General features: G+C 63.6%; 13 protein-coding genes and 1 tRNA gene. 9 read left to right on the top strand and 5 right to left on the bottom strand.

What is annotated here, in order from left to right:
- Positions 1-38 precede the first annotated feature (38 nt).
- On the top strand, positions 39-653 hold the full coding sequence (locus BKG76_RS02370) for a TetR/AcrR family transcriptional regulator (RefSeq protein WP_070935637.1): 615 nt from the start codon (positions 39-41) through the stop codon (positions 651-653).
- A gap of 21 nt (positions 654-674) precedes the next feature.
- Here the strand turns inward: BKG76_RS02370 and BKG76_RS02365 are convergent, their stop codons facing one another.
- Positions 675-1019 (bottom strand): DUF732 domain-containing protein, encoded by a 345-nt coding sequence (locus BKG76_RS02365; protein ID WP_070935635.1) that lies wholly within the window; start codon positions 1017-1019, stop codon positions 675-677.
- 87 nt (positions 1020-1106) lie between these two features.
- Entirely contained in the window at positions 1107-1856 is a 750-nt protein-coding gene (locus tag BKG76_RS02360) for an SDR family NAD(P)-dependent oxidoreductase (protein ID WP_070935634.1), read from the bottom strand.
- Between the two features lie 191 nt (positions 1857-2047).
- On the opposite strand from BKG76_RS02360, the gene BKG76_RS02355 reads away from it, so the two are divergent.
- From BKG76_RS02355 to BKG76_RS02340, 4 genes are all read left to right on the top strand, one after another.
- The gene (locus tag BKG76_RS02355) at positions 2048-2878 is read left to right on the top strand and encodes a helix-turn-helix domain-containing protein (protein WP_070935633.1); all 831 of its coding nucleotides are present in this window, start codon (positions 2048-2050) and stop codon (positions 2876-2878) included.
- 73 nt (positions 2879-2951) lie between these two features.
- The gene (locus BKG76_RS02350; protein WP_070935632.1) at positions 2952-3845 is read left to right on the top strand and encodes an aldo/keto reductase; all 894 of its coding nucleotides are present in this window, start codon (positions 2952-2954) and stop codon (positions 3843-3845) included.
- Between the two features lie 12 nt (positions 3846-3857).
- Positions 3858-4694, top strand: coding sequence for an LLM class F420-dependent oxidoreductase (locus tag BKG76_RS02345; RefSeq protein ID WP_070935630.1), 837 nt, complete (start codon positions 3858-3860; stop codon positions 4692-4694).
- Positions 4695-4800: 106 nt separating this feature from the next.
- Positions 4801-5811: a GNAT family N-acetyltransferase gene (locus BKG76_RS02340; protein WP_070935629.1), complete on the top strand. Its 1011-nt coding sequence runs from the start codon at positions 4801-4803 to the stop codon at positions 5809-5811.
- Between the two features lie 37 nt (positions 5812-5848).
- Here the strand turns inward: BKG76_RS02340 and BKG76_RS02335 are convergent, their stop codons facing one another.
- Positions 5849-6886, bottom strand: a complete 1038-nt coding sequence (locus BKG76_RS02335; RefSeq protein ID WP_070935627.1) for an acyltransferase family protein — start codon at positions 6884-6886, stop codon at positions 5849-5851.
- A 519-nt stretch (positions 6887-7405) separates the two neighbouring features.
- A tRNA-Arg gene (locus BKG76_RS02330) sits at positions 7406-7479 on the bottom strand.
- 73 nt (positions 7480-7552) lie between these two features.
- Here BKG76_RS02330 and BKG76_RS02325 point away from each other — a divergent pair.
- Complete coding sequence (locus BKG76_RS02325) at positions 7553-9562, top strand: cytochrome c oxidase assembly protein (protein ID WP_070935625.1); 2010 nt, start codon at positions 7553-7555, stop codon at positions 9560-9562.
- Here BKG76_RS02325 and atzF read toward each other — a convergent pair.
- Positions 9559-11169, bottom strand: coding sequence for an allophanate hydrolase (atzF, locus tag BKG76_RS02320; RefSeq protein ID WP_070936805.1), 1611 nt, complete (start codon positions 11167-11169; stop codon positions 9559-9561). The genes BKG76_RS02325 and atzF overlap by 4 nt on opposite strands.
- Before the next feature lie 191 nt (positions 11170-11360).
- Between atzF and BKG76_RS02315 the strand changes: the two genes are divergently transcribed.
- From BKG76_RS02315 to BKG76_RS02305, 3 genes are all read left to right on the top strand, one after another.
- A complete protein-coding gene (locus BKG76_RS02315) occupies positions 11361-11843 on the top strand; it encodes a single-stranded DNA-binding protein (RefSeq protein WP_070935623.1) in 483 nt (160 codons plus the stop codon).
- 116 nt (positions 11844-11959) lie between these two features.
- Entirely contained in the window at positions 11960-13633 is a 1674-nt protein-coding gene (ettA, locus tag BKG76_RS02310; protein WP_070935621.1) for an energy-dependent translational throttle protein EttA, read from the top strand.
- A 225-nt stretch (positions 13634-13858) separates the two neighbouring features.
- The gene (locus tag BKG76_RS02305; protein ID WP_070936804.1) at positions 13859-18529 is read left to right on the top strand and encodes an NAD-glutamate dehydrogenase; all 4671 of its coding nucleotides are present in this window, start codon (positions 13859-13861) and stop codon (positions 18527-18529) included.
- Positions 18530-18533: the final 4 nt, after the last annotated feature.

Raw genomic sequence — 18533 nt, 5'->3', positions numbered from 1 at the left:
GGTGGAAAATTATTCTAGAAAAATTCTCTAGTCAAGGGGTGGTTCAGTATTGTTCGGTGGTGCCCACCGCTTCGAATGCCGGCGTCGCCCGTCGGCGCGCGATCCTCGACGCGGCGCTCGCGTCCTTCCTGAAAAGCGGGGTGGCGGGGGCCACGGTCGAGGCGCTGCATCGTGAATCCGGGGCCAGTGTGGGCAGTATCTACCACTTCTTTGGCAGCAAGGAAGGCGTGGCCGCCGAGCTGTACTTGGAAGCACTGCGCGATTATTACGACGCGTATCTTGCTGCACTGCAAGCGAGTTCAGGTGCCCGCGATGGGGTTGTGGCCGCGGTGCGCTTCCATCTGGAGTGGGTGGCCGCCCATGAGATGCGGGCCCGTTTTCTGTTTCATTGTCGTGAGTTCGAGGTGATCGAGGAATCGCGCTCGACGATCACCGCGCTGCACGAGGACTTCTACGGTAAGGCCAGCGCATGGTTACAACCGCACGTCGAGAAGCGGCGCATCAAGCCGCTGCCGCCCAGGTTGTGTCAGGCATTGTGGATGGGGCCCTGCGTCGAATATGCCCGGCTATGGCTGGCCAGGTCGGCCGACTTCGATGTGCTTGCCGCGGCGCCGGTTCTCGGACAGGCGGCGTGGGACGCGGTCAAGGTGTAATCAATACTGGCGCTTGGCCGTTTACGCTTGTGGCGGTGGCGCCGGGTTCAGTGCATTCGGGCACAGCTCGCTTTGCAGAATGTCCAGGTACACCTGAGGGGCCGGAGCGGGCGCGACGCCGTTACCCCAGGGGAAAGAATTGCCCACCTCTTCGGGCGGGACTCCGTTGTGCAGATCGCGGCATGCCTGATGTCCCGCTTGGATCACGTACGGCTCGGCATCCTTGTGGATGTAGACCCCCGCGGCGCGCAGACTGTCCAGGAACGTGTGGTCATTCGCCTGTGCGATCCCGGCGCCGAACGGGCCGCCAACCGAAGAGCCAATGGCAGCGATCCCGACGACAATCCTGGTGCGGAGCTTGTACATCCTTGTATTCCTTCCGGTCACCAGCATTATTGCCATGGGGCGGGTCCGGCAGTGCCGAATTGCGAAGAGAGCAGTTCCTAGGACGCCTTAGTTCAGGCCGCCGCCGATGACCAGGATCTCTCCGGTGATCCACGAAGCCAGGTCTGAGGCTAGGAATGTCACCGCTGGTGCGATGTCCTCCGGCACGCCAATCCGGCCAAGGGGGGTTATGTTCTCAATCTCGGTGCGGAACTCGCGGCTTGAGAAGGCACTGGACTGCATGCCGTCGGTCACGGTCAACCCGGGATTGACCGAGTTCACCCTGATGCCCCGTGGGCCGAGCTCCTTGGAGAGCGTGCCGGTAATCGTGTCCACGGCCCCCTTCGACGCGGTGTACACCAGCGAGTTGGCCGGCGTGAAGCTGGTGACGCTTGACCCGATGTTGACGATGCTCGCGCCGGGACCAAGGGCGCTGCCGAGTGCTTCGGTGATCGTGGTCGCCAGGCCGAAGACGTTCAGGCTGAACTGGCGCTGAAGTTCTTCTGGGGTCACTGACTCAACAGCGCCCATCTCGTACACCCCGGCGTTGTTGACGAGGATGTCGAGCCTGTCGATCCGAGTTCTGAGCTGAACGAAGAGTTCTCTGACGCTGGACGGATCGGAGATATCAGCCTGGATGGCGAAGGCCTGGCCTCCGGCATCCAGGATTGACTTCACCACGTGGTCGGCTCCGCTCTTGCTTGACGAGTAGTGGACTGCCACATGTGCTCCCGCGGACGCCAGGTCGCGCGCGATAGCCGCGCCGATTCCCTTCGACGCACCCGTAACAAGTGCTGTCTTGCCTGCCAGTATGCCCATAGTTTTTGCTCTTCCCTTCGGCCGCATTATGTTTCATCCCTATCCGGCTGATTTTCAGCGTAGATTCGCGCTCGCTGCTCTGGAAGGGTGCGCTACTCCTACCTGGGCATCCCGTGCGGCTGAAGTGACGCGCCGCTGGGTGGGTGTACTACACCCTGGTTGGCGCGAGTTGCCGTGAGTATGTTGAGGACATGGATCGGCGAAATGAGTTGGGCGACTTTCTGAAGGCGCGCCGTGCTCTGGTTTCGCCGCGACAAGTGGGGCTGCCGGAGGACGAGCCGCGCCGCGTCTTGGGCTTGCGCCGGGAAGAGGTTGCCGCGCTGGCCGGGGTGAGCGCCGACTACTACAGCAGGCTTGAACAGGGGCGTGAGCGGCATCCCTCAGAGCAAGTGTTGCGGGCGATTTCCCGGGCGCTGCAGCTGGATACCCATGCGACTGAACATCTCGCCGGCCTTTCCCGGCCGTCTGGGGCAGCGGCCGATGTAGGCGGCCAGCGCGACGCCAGCGAGGGGACGATGAGAATCGTCAACAATGTGGTGCACGCCCCGGCGCTGGTCATCAGCCCGGCACTGGACATTCTGGCTATGAATGCTCACGCGCAGGCGCTTTACGATGACTTCTCGCGGGCGGACAACCTCGCGTACATGGTGTTTCTTGACCCTGTGGCCAATGAGTTCTACGCCGAATGGGACGACATCGCGCGGGATACCGCCCGAAATCTACGTGCTATGTCGGTGTCGTTTCGCGATGACCCTCGTGTAGCAGAAGTCGTGGGTGAGTTGACGATTCAGAGCGACGTTTTCACGTTCGTGTGGATGCAGCACGATGTTCGGCCGCGAACAAGCGGGACCAAGCGATTCCGCCACAGCCAGGTCGGTGAGATCAGCCTTCAGTACGACAGCTTCGCGGTCGGTGGAGCACCCGGGCAGCAGCTGCTCATCTACTCGGCTGACCCCGGTAGTGCCGATGCCGATGGGCTTGAGTTACTGGCCCGACTTGCGGCGGACCAGCAGCCCGATTAGTAGGAACCACATCCAAATCCCTTTGAGGCAAGCGATATTCGCAGCCTCTTGAGTTCAGATTGCGCAGGATCGAATCGTGACATCAACACAGCCCGTTGGAGCAGGAACTCTTACCCTCGGCGGTGACATCACCGTCAATCGGCTCGGCTACGGCACGATGCAGTTGACCGGCCCAGGGGTATGGGGGCCGCCGCGAGATCCGGTATCCGCGGTGCGGTTGCTCATACGGGTGATCGAGTTGGGAGTGAACTTCCTGGACACCGCGGATGCGTACGGCCCGCAGATCGTCGAGGACCTGATCCGTGAAGCGCTGCACCCGTATCCCGGTGATCTCACGATCGCCACAAAAGTCGGTCTCGCGCGCACTGGCCCGGCGGAGTGGGGCTGGATTCCGTTGGGGCGGCCCGAATACTTGCGCCAACAGACGGAAATGAGCCTACGGCGCCTGAAGCTGGAGCGCATCGACCTGCTCCAGTTGCATCGAGTCGACCCCACCGTTCCCTTCGAAGACCAGATCGGCGAACTCAAGCTGCTGCGAGACGAAGGCAAAATCCGGCACGTCGGGCTCTCCGAGGTTTCCGTGGATCAGTTGCACGCGGCACGGCAGATCGTGCCCATCGCCTCCGTGCAAAACCTGTTCAACCTCACCAACAGGTCAGCATCTGATGTGGTGGACTACGCCACCGCTCACGGCATCGCATTCATCCCGTACTTCCCGCTCGCTACCGCAGGTTTGGATGGCGCAGGCAGCGCTCTGGATGTCATCGCGCACGCACACGGCCGTACCCCGGCGCAGATTGCGTTGGCATGGCTGCTTCGCCGCTCCCCGATTGTGCTTCCGATCCCGGGAACATCGTCGGAAGCGCACCTCGCCCAGAACGTTGCCGCTGCGGACATCGCACTGAGTGATGCCGAGTTCGAGGCCCTGTCCGCGGCGGTGCCGCTGCCCGACGGCCGAAACGAATAGCCGGAGAGTTCCATGCGGATAGGCATTTTCACCGCGATCACCGACGAAGGCATGGAGCCCGGCGAGTTGGCGGTCGAGATCGAGGAACGCGGGTTCGAATCCCTCTTTGTGCCCGAGCACACGCACATACCGGTGACGATCGAAGCCATCCATGCCGGATGGGATGAAATACCCCGGGACTATTGCCGCAGCCTTGATCCGTTCGTCGCGTTGTCGTTCGCGGCGGCTGCGACTCGAGACCTCCGTATCGGTACCGCGGTGGCGCTGCTTGTGCAGCGAGATCCGATCACGTTCGCCAAAGAAGCGGCGACCCTGGACAGGGCATCGGGCGGGCGGCTGGAATTGGGAATCGGCGTCGGGTGGCTGCGCGAGGAGATACGAAATCACGGCACCGATCCGCGCACGCGGGTGGCATTACAAAGGGAGCGTATCCACGCGGTCAAAAAGATTTGGACGGAAGAGCAGGCCGAGTTCCACGGCAAGTATGTGGCGTTCGACCCGATTCTCTCGTGGCCCAAGCCTGTTCAACGGCCGCATCCACCGGTGTGGTTGGGGGGCTGGGGCCCGTCTACTCATGAGCGAGTGCTCGATCATGCCGACGGCTGGATGGCACCGACAACGCTTGGGGTGGAAGAGCTTGGTAAGGGAATCGGCGAACTCAACGTGCTGGCGGCGCAACAAAGCAAGCCGACTGTTCCGGTGACCGCGACCATCCTGGCGCCGCGGCCCGGAGATATCGAACGCCGCGCCGACCTCGGCGTGCACCGTGTGCTGCTGGGCCTGCTGCCGGTGGCGTCCCGTGACACCACGCTGCGCGAGCTGGACCGCTTGGCTGCATTGGTGGCGTGAGGACACGTGCGCCTCGACTGACTACGCGTGCGGTTCCGTGAATAGCTGATCGGACGTGACGGTAGTGATTACCATGCGAACTGACTCAGCTGGACGGGCTAGGGCGGTGCATATCGTGGACGGAGCGTGGCCCGGATCTGTCGGCGTCGACGCGGCCGAGCTCGCGGAACTCGAGTTCTTCGCGGGCAACTCGGTTGGTGCCCTCGCCCCGCTGGCCGAGATGCTCTCGCCGCTGCAGGCGGCCCCCGGAGAGGTGCTGATGCGCCAACGGGAGGCGGCAGACTGGTTCCTGCTCGTGGGCTCGGGTGGCGGCGAAATCCTCCATGCCGGCCCGAGCGGGGATTCTGTGGTCGCGCACCTGATGCCCGGCACCGTTGTCGGCGAGATCGCGCTCCTGCGTGGGACCGCCCGCACGGCGACTGTCGTGGCGACCGAGCCGGTGCGGGGCTGGGCCGGTGGTTGCGACGCATTCGCCGCGATGCTCGAAATCCCCGGTGTATCAGAGGCATTGGTGTGGACTGCGCGTCAGCGGTTAGCCACCTTCGTCACGCCGATTGCCGTGCGGCTGCGTGATGGTGCCGAGTTCTATCTGCGGCCTATCCTCCCTGGCGACAGTCAGCGTCTGGCGAGGCTTTCCCCGCGCACCGTGTACCGCCGCTTCATGGGGGTCCCCAGTAAGCGGATGATCACCTACCTGTTCGAGGTGGACTACCTCGAACATTTCGCGTGGGCGCTCACCGACGGGCCAGACGGTTTGGACGGTCTGGTCGTCGCTGATGCTCGATTTATCCGGCACGCCGACGAACCCGACAGTGCTGAGTTGGCATTCACGGTCGGCGATGACTATCAGAGCCGCGGAATCGGCACACTGCTGATGGAAGCGCTCTCGGTGTCGGCGCATGCCAGCGGTGTGCGCCGATTCACCGCCTCGGTGCTCTCGGAGAACTACGCGATGCGCACCATTCTGAATCGGTACGGTGCGCGCTGGGAATCGGATGGTCCGGGCGTGGTCACCACGGTCTTCGATGTGCCTCAGGTGGGGGAGTTGAGTCTTTCCCCGCGGATATCCATACAGGTCGACGTCGCCACCCGGCAGATGGTGCAGGCGTTGTGTTGACGGGCTGTTGTGCAGCGATATGGCCTGGGGTGCACGCTTATCCTGTTCGCTGGGCGGCACGACTCTTCTTGAAGACAAGTGCACGTTTCTCCACCAGGAACCAACTGGCTGCGGCCAGCGGAAGCGTCACGAGTGTTGCCAGGACGAAGAACGGGAACACGCCCAAAGTTCCCAGGCCAATGATCACCAGCAGCTGTTGAATGGGGAAGGCGTAGATGTACACCCCGTAGGACAGGTCGTTGCGTAGGTTTGGGCGCTTCAGCAACGCGCCAGAGATGATCACCAAGTACGCCAATGGGATTGCGCCCAACACCCGATAATTGGGCAGTAGCCCGGACAACAGAACGATCCCGCCGCACAGCGCGACCAGGGACCAGCGTGCCGGGATCTTGTCCTGGTAACGGTAGATCAAAGCCCCAGCCGCGAACATGACGGCGAATCTGGAGATCATCTGCGGGATGGTCGACATCGCGAACGCTGGAAACCCGAAAACCGCTGTGGCTAGGAATGTTAGCGCGAAAGCCGCGGGAATTGTCCACCGGTACTTGAGTAGTCCCGCAACTCCTAACAGCGCGACAACGATGTAGCAGCCCGCCTCAAAGGCCAACGTCCACAACGATCCATTCCATACCCCTGGCCACGGAATGTTCCTGGGTGTCCCGTCGATACCGGGATAGAACAGCACGTTCATCAGCCCGTTGTTCAGCACGTACGCAGCGGGGGCGCCCGACTTCATCAGCGCCGCTATCGAACCATGTTGAATCAGTACGCTAATCGGGGCGATGACGAACGCGGTGATCAGCACGCATACCCATAGGCCGGGAAGGATCCGTAGCGCGCGAGCGGTGAAGTAGATGCGCGGCTGAGGGTTTCGCATCCAGCTGGAGGTGATGAGATATCCGGAGACCGCGAAAAATCCGTCCACTCCCACTTGCGAGAGCAGCTGAGTTACTGGGCGAGCAGGGATTTCGTGCCCGGTGAGCGGCCATGTATGCCACAAAATCACCGAGGTGGCAAATATGAGGCGCCATGCGTTCAGCGCGTTGTTTCGCGGATCGAGTATCCGTCCCAGCATTTCCCCTCCAAACCCTGGTCTGCAGACCTTACTTCGAAACAAGATCACACTCAGTTATTTCGCAGTGTGAGCGGGTTGAAGTTGATGTGAACTCCCCGTGTCAACGCGAACGGCCAGCAGTTCTACTACAGCGATAGTGGTGGATCTGCTGTGCCGGTGACGGTTTGGGCCACCTCGCGCCACAGACGGGCCTCTTGGGCCCGATCATGTTGAGCCTGTTATTGATTGGGGCGACAGTGGATCCCCGCAGATTCAGCTGAGACCGTCGCCGTGAATGCGCGATCTAAGTCTGGAACAACTCGGGCCTTCCGGGTGGGGTGTTGAGATCTGCGGCAACCGCGAGCACTGGGGATGCCCAACGCTGAGCAGGCTAGATCGGCTCGACATCACCGGACGACTCGCGCCGGACCTCTTGCCCCGACGCGGCTGATTCATGGCCGCGACGATCACCACGGTTACCGCCTTGGGGCGATACCCGATCTTGGATACAGGCGATCGCAGAAAATACGGTCGAACCAGCGCCCCCGGCAGGAATCGAACCTGCGACCTAGGGATTAGAAGGCCCTTGCTCTATCCGACTGAGCTACGGAGGCATGTGGCGCTAGCCGGATGGGAGTCTATCGAACCGGTGGCGGTGTGGATCGCATCTCGCCATACCCTTGACTGGTGACGACCACTCCCACCGCCAGGAAGACCGATTCGCCGATATGGACGATCGTCGTCGGCCTTGCGGTACTGGCGGGCCTGGTCGCAGCCACTATCGGCGCCCTGTCACTCACGGACGCGCTGATCGCGACCGGTCTGCCCAACCCCGGCCCGGTCACCTCCTACGGTCTGCCGTTCGTGCGAGCGGCGGCCGAAATCGCAGCCGTTCTCGCCGTCGGCGCGTTCCTGGTCGCGGCCTTTTTCGTCCCCCCACAAACCAGTGGGGTGCTCGACGTGGACGGGTATCGCTCGTTGCGCATCGGCACGGCGGCATCGGTCGCGCTGGCGGTGCTCTCGGCGGCCATGGTGCCGCTGTCGATATCCGATGTGGCTGGTCAGCCGGTAAGCGATTTCGGTCCTGGCGAGCTCTGGACGCTGACCGGACAGATCGAGACCGTGAACGCGTGGCGCTGGATGGCCTTCATCGCCGCTGGCGTCGCGATCGTTAGCCGCGTGGTGCTGCGCTGGTCATGGACGCCGCTGCTGGTGCCCGGATCGGTGGCGACGCTGATGCCGCTGGCCCTGGTGGGCCATTCGGCCACCGGCGGTGCACATGACCTGGGCACCAACAGCCTCATCATCCATTTGGTGTCGGCCGCGCTGTGGGCGGGCGGGCTGGTCGCGCTACTGATACACGCGTTGCGCGGTGGCGGCCACCTCAACGTGGCGGCCCGCAGGTTCTCCATGTTGGCGCTGTGGTGTTACGTCGCGATAGGCCTCAGCGGAATCATCAACGCGCTTATCCGAGTGCAGCTTTCCGACCTGATCACCACCCGCTACGGCTGGCTGCTGGTGGGTAAGGCCACCGCGCTACTGCTTTTGGGCGTGCTGGGGTATCTTCAGCGCCGCACGGCGATAACGGCATTGAACAAGGACCCCCAGAACCGTCGGCCGCTGATTCGGCTGGCCGGAGTGGAAGCTGTGATCTTCGCGGTCACCTTTGGTATCGCCGTCGGATTGGGGCGCACCCCGCCTCCTCCACCGGTCAACCTCAACCCGTCGCCGGTCGAAGTCGCCATCGGATACAACCTCGACGGCCCGCCGACCGCGCAGCGACTGATGTTCGACTGGCGTTTCGACCTGATCTTCGGAACGGCCGCGATCGTTTTCGCCGTGGCCTACCTGGTGGGTGTGCATCGGCTCAAGGGCCGTGGCGACGAATGGCCCGCCGGCCGCACCATCTCCTGGTTGTTCGGCTGTGGCTTCTTACTCATCGCCACCTCCTCAGGAGTCGGCCGGTACATGCCCGCCATGTTCAGCATCCACATGGTGGCGCACATGATGCTGTCGATGCTGGTGCCCGTGCTCCTGGTCCTCGGTGGCCCCGTCACGCTGTTGCTGCGGGTGCTGCCCGCCGCGGGTCGTGACGATCCGCCGGGACTGCGTGAATGGGTGCAGCTGGCGCTGCACAGCAAGTTCTCTCGTTTCCTGACCCATCCATTGGTGGCGACGTCGCTGTTCATCGGCGGTTTCTACGGTCTGTACCTGAGCGGGCTCTACGATGCCTCCGTTGACGTGCATGCTGCGCACCTGGCGATGAATCTGCACTTCCTGCTCAGCGGATACCTCTTCTATTGGGTGGTCATCGGCATCGACCCGGCTCCGCGGCGCCTGCCTCCCATCGCGAAACTGGGCATCGTGCTGGTTTCGCTGCCACTGCACGCCTTCTTCGGCGTCATCCTGATGGGCACGAAATCGATTCTCGGCGAAAAGTTTTACAGCAATCTCGCGTTGCCCTGGCGGATCGATCTGGCCGCCGATCAACACATGGGTGGCGCCATCACCTGGGCGACGGGGGAGTTGCCGCTGATGGTGGTGATGATCGCCTTGCTCGTCCAGTGGTCACGCTCGGATGCGCGCCTGGCCCGCCGCCAGGACCGCGCCGCCGACCGTGATGACGATGCCGACCTGACCGCCTACAACGCGATGCTCGCGAAAATGGCCCAGCAAGACGAGAAAACGCGCGGCTAGACCGCACCCGCGGCAATGGCGGCCGGCCAGCTGCCGTGCTCGCTGACATCGACTCCGGACTGTGCGGCGGCGCCGTCGCAGCCAAAGCCGGTGCGCCACAAGCCGTCGTCGCATTCGACCTTGCCCAGCAGCATGGGTTCGGGCAGTTGCGCGAGGAAGGTGCCCAGCGCGGCGGGAGACAGCCGCCAGATCTCACCGCTGATGCTTACCCCGTCTTCTTCGGAGCGGGTGAGGCCGGGTTTGGGCGGGGTGGTGCGCAGCGCCGCCATCCGATACTTCGGTGCGGTCCGGATCGGACCGACCCACCGTGCGCCCAGGTCGGTGAGCTGGAACTCCAGCGGGCCGCCTTTGAGGTGCGCGCCGAATACCGCAAGCTCGTGTGACAGGGTGATTGCTGCAGGCCAAACGTCTTTCTCGACGGGGTCTCCAGTGACCAGCCCGGCGATGTCGAAGGCCACCGCATCGTCGAACGCGCGCGCCACGACCGTCACACCGAACTGGGCCTCACCCGCGATTCCCGCCGGTACTGCCACCGCGCACAGGTCGAACAGATTGCAGAAGTTGGTGTAGGTCCCCATGGCCGCATTGACACCAATCGGGTCCGCCGCGACTTGTTCGATCGTCGGATGCAGCGGTGCGGTGGGCACCAGCAGCGCATCTGCACCGCCCAGCGAGGTCAAGGCCTGCTCGCGGAGACGTTGCACCTCGGCGCGATCGCGGACGAGACGGTGCGCGGGGATGTCGCGTGCGCCGGAAATGATCTGTGAGACAGTCGGATCCAATGACGCCCCGGGTTGCGCGTCGATGAATTCGCCTACCGCCGCATAGCGCTCACTGACCAACGCGCCTTCGTACAGGAGTTTTGCGGCCGCTAAGAAGGGTGCCAGATCGATCTCGACAATGGTTGCGCCGGCATCACGTAGGTCTTCAACAGCCGCATGAAACGCGTTGCGCCACACCTCGTCCAGAGCGGGCAGCTCGCGCGGGATGGCGACCGTGGGCTGTGGGGGAGCGGCCAGTCGGGTGTTGGCGGGCCAGAGTCGTGGCCCCGCTGCCGTTCCCATGGCGGCCATCGCCGCGTTGGCGGTGGTCAGTGAGGAGGCGAAAATGGTGACACAGTCATAGGATTCGCACGCCGGAACCACGCCGTCGGTGGAGATGACGCCGACGGTCGGTTTGATGCCGACGATGCCCTGCAACCCCGCGGGAACACGTCCTGACCCTGCGGTGTCGGTGCCGATCGCGATATCGACCTCCCCGGTGGCGACGGCCACCGCGGACCCCGAACTGGAACCGCCGCTGATGTATTCGGGCCGGCGTGAGTCGGGCACTGGGCCGTAGGGCGAGCGCGTACCCACCAGTCCGGTCGCGAATTGATCGAGGTTTGTCTTGCCCACCACGACGGCACCCGCCGCACGTAGGGCCGCGACTGCCGGTGCGTCGCGCTCGGGAATGTATGCGTACTCGGGGCAGGCGGCGGTGGTAGGCACGCCGCCGACGTCCACGTTGTCCTTGACTGCGAGTCGCACCCCCGCCAACGGCCCTGATGAGCCCTCCAATTCAGAGGCGATTTCGTTCTCGGGGCGTCGCGTGATCCAAACCGTCATGTCAAGGAAGGTACGGGTGGGCGGACTCATCGGCCACTTATCCCCAATCCGATGTTCATCCACAACCGCCGCCCGAACCCGCCCTCATGTCGGTTCGCGGTGTCGGTGTCTGCCGGGTTACTGGAGCCACCAGGGGCACCGGTTTGAGGTGCTGAGGAGAGATGCAGAGATAGACAAGAAAGGCACGGACCATGTTTGAAACTCCAGTGACTGTGATCGGCTCCATCGTCGGAGACCTCAAGAGACGCCAGGTCGGCTCCGACGAGATGATCAAGTTCCGCGTCGCCAGTAATGCGCGCCGTCGGCGTGAGGACGGTAGTTGGGTGAATGCGAACTCCCTCTTCATCAATGTGACCTGCTGGGGCCGGTTGGTGACCGGGGTCGGTGCCGCGTTGGGAAAGGGAGCGCCGGTGATCGTGCACGGTCACCTGCACACCAGTGAGTTCGAAGACAAGGACGGCAACCGCCGCCAGATCACCGAGATGAAAGCCATCGCCGTCGGGCCGGATCTATCACGGACCATCGCCCGGATAGAGAAGGCCGGATACACCGGCAAGCAAGAGGACGCCGAAGGGGCCGAGCAACCCGGTTCGGGTGCCGAAGAATCGACAACCGAGCTGGCAGAAGCAGACGAGAGCAGCGAGGATTCGGTGAACATGCGCCTCAGCGCGTGATCCGGGGCTGACACCGGCGACCGCGCGGTCGCCTCTCACCTAGGATGGTTCGGGCAGCTCACCTGAATGGTCGTGAGCTGCGACGAAGAACTTAGAGGAGAGGCGACAGCGCGGCAATGGCTGAGTACATCTACACGATGATGAAAGTCCGCAAGGCGCATGGCGACAAGGTCATCCTCGACGATGTCACCCTGAACTTCCTGCCCGGCGCCAAGATTGGTGTGGTCGGTCCGAACGGCGCCGGTAAATCCAGCGTCTTGAAGATCATGGCCGGGCTCGACAAGCCGAACAACGGTGAAGCATTCCTGGCCAACGGGGCCAGCGTCGGAATCCTGATGCAGGAGCCGCAGCTGGACGAGACGAAGACGGTGCGCGAGAACGTCGAGTCCGGCGTGGCGCTCAAGGGCAAGCTCAACCGGTACAACGAGGTCGCCGAGTTGATGGCGACCGACTACACCGACGAACTCATGGAAGAGATGGGCAAGCTCCAGGAAGAGCTGGACGCCGCCGACGCCTGGGATATCGACTCTCAGCTGGAGCAGGCGATGGACGCGCTGCGCTGCCCGCCGCCGGACGAGCCGGTGACGCATCTGTCCGGTGGTGAGCGCCGACGGGTGGCCCTGTGCAAGCTGCTGCTGTCGAAGCCCGACCTGCTGCTGCTCGACGAGCCCACCAACCACCTGGACGCCGAGAGCGTGCTGTGGCTCGAGCAGCACCTGGCCAGCTACCCGGGCGCCATCCTGGCCGTAACCCACGACCGGTACTTCCTGGACAACGTGGCCGAGTGGATCCTCGAGCTGGATCGCGGTCGCGCGTACCCCTACGAGGGCAACTACTCCACTTACCTGGAGAAGAAGGCGGAGCGCATCGCCGTGCAGGGGCGCAAGGACGCCAAGCTGCACAAGCGACTGCAGGAAGAACTCGCGTGGGTGCGTTCGGGTGCCAAGGCGCGCCAGGCCAAGAACAAGGCACGGCTCGGACGGTACGAGGAGATGGCTGCCGAGGCGGAGAAGACGCGGAAGCTCGACTTCGAAGAGATTCAGATCCCTACCGGTCCACGGCTGGGCAATGTGGTGGTCGAGGTGAGCCATCTCGACAAGGGGTTCGAGGAACGTGCCCTCATCAAGGATCTGTCGTTCACGCTGCCCCGCAACGGCATCGTCGGCGTCATCGGCCCCAACGGTGTCGGTAAGACCACCCTGTTCAAGACCATCGTGGGGTTGGAGAACCCCGACGGTGGCGAGGTCAAGGTGGGCGAGACCGTCAAGCTGAGCTACGTCGACCAGAGCCGGGCCGGTATCGACCCCAAGAAGAACGTCTGGGAGGTCGTTTCCGACGGGCTTGACCACATTGTGGTCGGTCAGAATGAAATGCCTTCCCGGGCTTATGTTTCGGCCTTCGGATTCAAGGGGCCGGATCAGCAGAAGCCGGCCGGCGTGCTCTCCGGTGGTGAGCGCAACCGTCTGAACCTGGCGCTCACCCTCAAGCAGGGCGGAAACCTGATCCTGCTCGACGAGCCCACCAACGACCTGGACGTCGAAACCCTGAGCTCACTGGAAAACGCGCTGGAGCTGTTCCCGGGCTGCGCGGTCGTCATCTCGCACGACCGGTGGTTCCTGGACCGCACGTGCACGCACATTCTGGCGTGGGAAGGAAGCGACGATAACCCCGCTTCCTGGTTCTGGTTCGAGGGCAACTTCCAGGCGTACGAAGAGAACAAGGTCGAACGTTTGGGTATCGATGCGGCCAGACCTCACAGAGTTACCCACCGCCGCCTGACACGCGACTAGGGTGATGTTGCGTGCCGAAACCCGGTACGCAACATCGGCCAGGAGCGTTGCGTGACTGTTAACACAGGGACCACCACTTCCGAAAACACGCCATCTACCAATGGATCTGGCGTCCCGACCATCGAGGCGCTGGAGGCTGCGTTCAGCCACGCTCGGTATACGGGGGAGATGGACTGGGACGAGTCGCTGGACCCCGACGGTCACGCTGCACCCGCGGTGCCGCCGGTGCGCGAGGTGCTCATGCGCGCGCTGCTGCGGTTGGCCGCGCGGCGCCAGCCCCACGAGATCGCGATGGCGACCTATCGCAATGGCGATGATGCGGGACTGGGTACCGCCCTGCAGTTGGTCACCGACTACACCCCGTTGCTGACCGAGTCCATCACGGTGCTGCTACGGCGCTTGGGTGTAGCGATTGTCGATCTCATGGACCCGGTCTTCACCGTGCGGCGTTCCGCCGATGGCACGCTGCTGTCGGCGGAATCGGTGGACAAACCGCAAACTGACGTCGCCGCCGATACCGAGTGCTGGATCCATCTGCAGCTGCCACCGTCGATTGATGCCGAGCGCTTGGCGTTCATCGAAACACAGCTTCCCCACACTCTGGAGGATGGCAGCCACGTCGCCGCCGATGCCGATGCGATGCGCGATGCGGTCATTGAACTGGCCGGTGACCTGGACGCTTCGGCGGGCAATGCCAGGTTCTCCTCAGCCGAGCTCACCGAGGTCGCGAATTTACTGCGCTGGTTGGTAGACGGGAACTTCACGGTGCTCGGATACCAGCGCTGCACCGTGGAGAACGGGCGCGCCACCGCCGACGAGTCGAGCCGGCTTGGCCTGCTCAAACGACGCGAGGAGGTGCTCCCACAGCTCACCCACAATGATCAGCTACTGGTGCTCGCGCAGGCGACCACACCCACGTACCTGCGATACTCCATCTACCCGAACATCGTGGTGATCAGGCAAGAAGACGGCAGCGGACCGGCCATCGAGCATCGCCTCGTCGGTGTGTTCACTGTTGCCGCGATGAACGCCGACGTGCTTGCCATCCCGGTGATCTCCGACCGGGTGCACCAGGTACTAGGCCGTTCGGACACGAACCAGGACTCGCTAGCGGGTCACATGTTGATCGAATTCATGCAGAACCTGCCCCGGGCGGAGCTGTTCGCATCGAGTGTCGACCGGCTGTACGACCTGGTAACCGCAGTGAGAAACATTGGCGCGCATCCAGGTTCGCTGCTGTTCCTGCGGGCTGACGAGCTGGGCAATTTCGTGACCGCGCTGGTGTACCTGCCCCGTGACCGCTACACCACCACGGTACGGCTGGCCATGCAGGACATTTTGGTGCGAGAGCTCGGCGGCACCGGTATCGACTACACCGCCCGTGTCAGTGAATCGCCTTGGGCATTGGTTCATTTCACGGTGCGCATGCCGGAGCACAGCGTGCACACCAGTATCGATACCTCGGAGGCCAACCGGGTCCGCATCCAGGCGCTGCTCACCCAGACCACCCGCACCTGGAGCGATCGCCTGGTCAGTGCGGTGCGCCCCGATTCTCCGATCGACAGGGCATGCGCGGAGCGGTACTCGGTCATCCTGCCCGAGGTATTCAAGCAGAACGTCCCGCCCGCCGAGGCCATCGCCGATATCGCCAGAATCGAAGGGCTGCACGAGGACTCCATCGATCTGGCGTATGACGCCGACGCGCTGGGCACCGGTGTACTCAGCATGTACCTCGGTGGACGCTCGGCGTCCCTGAGTCAGGTGCTGCCGGTGCTGCACAGCATGGGTGTCGACGTGATGGAGGAGCGCCCATACCACTTCACTCGACCCGACGGCCTGGCCGTGTCGCTCTACGCCTTCCGCATCGTGGTGCATCCGGCGATAGCACGCAGCTTCGATGCGGAGGGCACCGCGCGCCGAGCCGACCTGCTCACCCACGCCATTGATGCGGTGTGGCATGGCAGTGTCGAAACCGACAGGTTCAACGAGCTGGTGCTGCGCGCCGGGCTCACCGCCGGCCAGATCACCATCCTGCGCGGATATGCCAAGTACCTGCGACAGGCCGGCTTCCCGTACAGCCAGGCGCATATCGAGACGGTGCTGGCCGACAACTCCCAGACCGCACGCGATTTCGTGGAGCTGTTCGAGGCCCGCTTTGATCCGGCCAACACCGACGACACCGTGGCCGATGCCAAGGCCGAGCATGTGCTGGCGGAGATCGACAAGGTGGTCAGCCTCGACACCGACCGGGTGCTACGCGCCTTCTTCGGTCTGATCCAGGCCACCCTGCGCACCAATTACTTTGTGATGAAGGAGGACTCGGCGCGCGCGAAGGGTGTGCTGTCCTTCAAGCTCAATCCGCGCGAGGTCAACGAGCTGCCCGAGCCGCGGCCCCGGTTCGAGATCTTTGTGTACTCGCCACGCGTCGAGGGTGTGCACCTGCGATTCGGTCCGGTCGCCCGCGGCGGCCTGCGCTGGTCCGACCGTCGGGAGGACTTCCGCACCGAGATCCTGGGCCTGGTGAAAGCGCAAGCCGTGAAGAACGCCGTCATCGTGCCTGTCGGCGCCAAGGGCGGGTTTGTCGTCAAGAATCCTCCGGCGACCACCGGAGACGCCGCGGCCGACCGCGATGCGTTCCGCGCGGAAGGTGTCGAGTGCTACCGACGCTTCATCGGCGGACTGCTCGACATCACCGATAACCGCGATCGCACCACCAACGCGGTTGTGCCGCCCGAAGGCGTGCGCCGCCGCGACGGCGACGATCCGTATCTCGTCGTCGCGGCCGATAAGGGCACCGCGACCTTCTCCGATATCGCCAACGATGTCGCGCTGTCGTATGGGTTCTGGCTCGGCGACGCGTTCGCCTCCGGTGGTTCCGTCGGGTATGACCACAAGGCGATGGGCATCACGGCCCGAGGTGCCTGGGAGAGCGTCAAACGCCATTTCCTGGAAATGGGGATCGACACCCAGACAGAGGATTTCACCGTCGCCGGGGTCGGCGATATGAGCGGCGACGTGTTCGGCAACGGCATGCTGCTGTCCCAGCACATCAAGCTGGTAGCCGCCTTCGACCACCGGCACATCTTCTTGGACCCCAACCCGGATCCCGCATCCTCGTGGGCCGAGCGCAAGAGGATGTTCGCGCTGGAACGCTCCAGCTGGGCCGACTACAACTCCGCACTGATCAGCGCCGGAGGCGGCGTGTACAGCAAGGAACAAAAGTCGATACCGATCAGCCCTGAGGTTCGTGACGTGCTCGGAATCGACAGCGACGTCACGGAGATGACGCCTCCGCAGCTTGTCCGCGCCATCCTGCTCGCACCGGTCGACCTGTTCTTCAACGGCGGTATCGGGACCTACATCAAGGCCGAGAGCGAATCGCAGGCCGACGTGGGCGATAAGGCCAATGACGCCGTCCGCGTCAACGGAAACCAGGTGCGCGCCAAGGTGATCGGTGAAGGCGGCAACCTGGGTCTGACATCGCGGGGCCGCATCGAGTTCGAACTGAACGGTGGCCGGGTCAACACCGACGCCTTGGACAACTCTGCCGGCGTAGACTGCTCTGACCACGAGGTCAACATCAAGATCCTGATCGACTCGCTGGTCAGCGCCGGCAAGATCCAAGCTTCCGAGCGGACGGCGCTGCTGGAGTCGATGACCGACGACGTCGCCACGCTCGTGCTGGCCGACAACGAATCCCAGAACAACCTCATGGGCACCAGCCGTGCCAATGCGGCCTCACTGCTGAGCGTGCACGCCCGCCAGATCGCCTACCTGGTCAACGAGCGTGGCCTTGACCGTGAGTTGGAGGCGCTGCCCTCCGAGAAGGAGATCGAGCGCCGCGCCGCGCTCGGGATCGGTTTGACCTCACCGGAACTGGCGACGCTCATGGCGCATGTCAAGCTGGGGCTCAAGGACGATCTACTGGCCAGCGACGCCCCGGACCAAGAGGTCACGCTACGGCGCATGGTGCATTACTTCCCGGACGTGCTGCGCGAGCGGTTCGACGCCGAGATCCGTCAACATCCGCTGCGCAAAGAGATCTACGCCACCATGCTGGTCAACTCGGTGGTCGACTGCGGTGGGATCACCTACGTGTACCGGCTTTTCGAGGACGCCGGAGCAGGTTCGGTGGATGGGCTCAAGACGTACGTGGCCGTCGAGGCGATCTTCGGGCTGCGTTCGCTGTGGGATCGCATCCGTCATGCCGATGTGCCGGTCGCGGTGTCGGACCGGCTGACGCTGGACATGCGCCGCCTGCTCGATCGGGCCTCTCGCTGGCTCATCAGCTACCGGCCGCAACCCCTGGCAGTCGGCGCCGAGATCAACCGCTTCGCCGCGGGCATCGCCGAGCTGAGTCCAAAGCTCCCGACCTGGTTGCGTGGACATGATCTGGAGATTGTCACCAAGCAGACCGAAGACCTGGTGGCGCTGGGTGTTCCGTTCGACATCGCCAGCGATGTCGCCAGCTGCCTGTACGGATTCAGCCTGCTGGATGTCATCGACATCGCCGATATAGCCGATCGTGATGGTGCCGAGGTTGCCGATCTGTACTTCACCCTGATGGACGACCTGCGGGTGGACGATCTGCTGACCGCCGTCTCGCAGCTGGAGCGCAATGACCGGTGGCATTCGTTGGCCCGGTTGGCGATTCGCGATGACATCTATTCGTCGCTGCGGGCGCTCACCATGGACGTGCTGTCCGTCGGTGAACCCGATGAGACCGGTGAGCAGAAGATCGCCGAGTGGGAGTTCACCAACGCTTCGCGTCTGGAGCGGGCTCGCGGCACCCTGGCGGAGATCTTCGCCTCGGGGGAGCCGGACCTGGCGACACTGTCGGTGGCAGCACGCCAGATCAGAGGGATGATCAGGAGCAGCATCACCGGTCCTGCATGATGGT

This window comes from Mycobacteroides franklinii, from assembly GCF_001853795.1.
GTDB lineage: Bacteria > Actinomycetota > Actinomycetes > Mycobacteriales > Mycobacteriaceae > Mycobacterium > Mycobacterium franklinii.
Note: the sequence above shows the minus strand (reverse complement) of the source record. Positions and strands in the feature narration are given on the sequence as shown.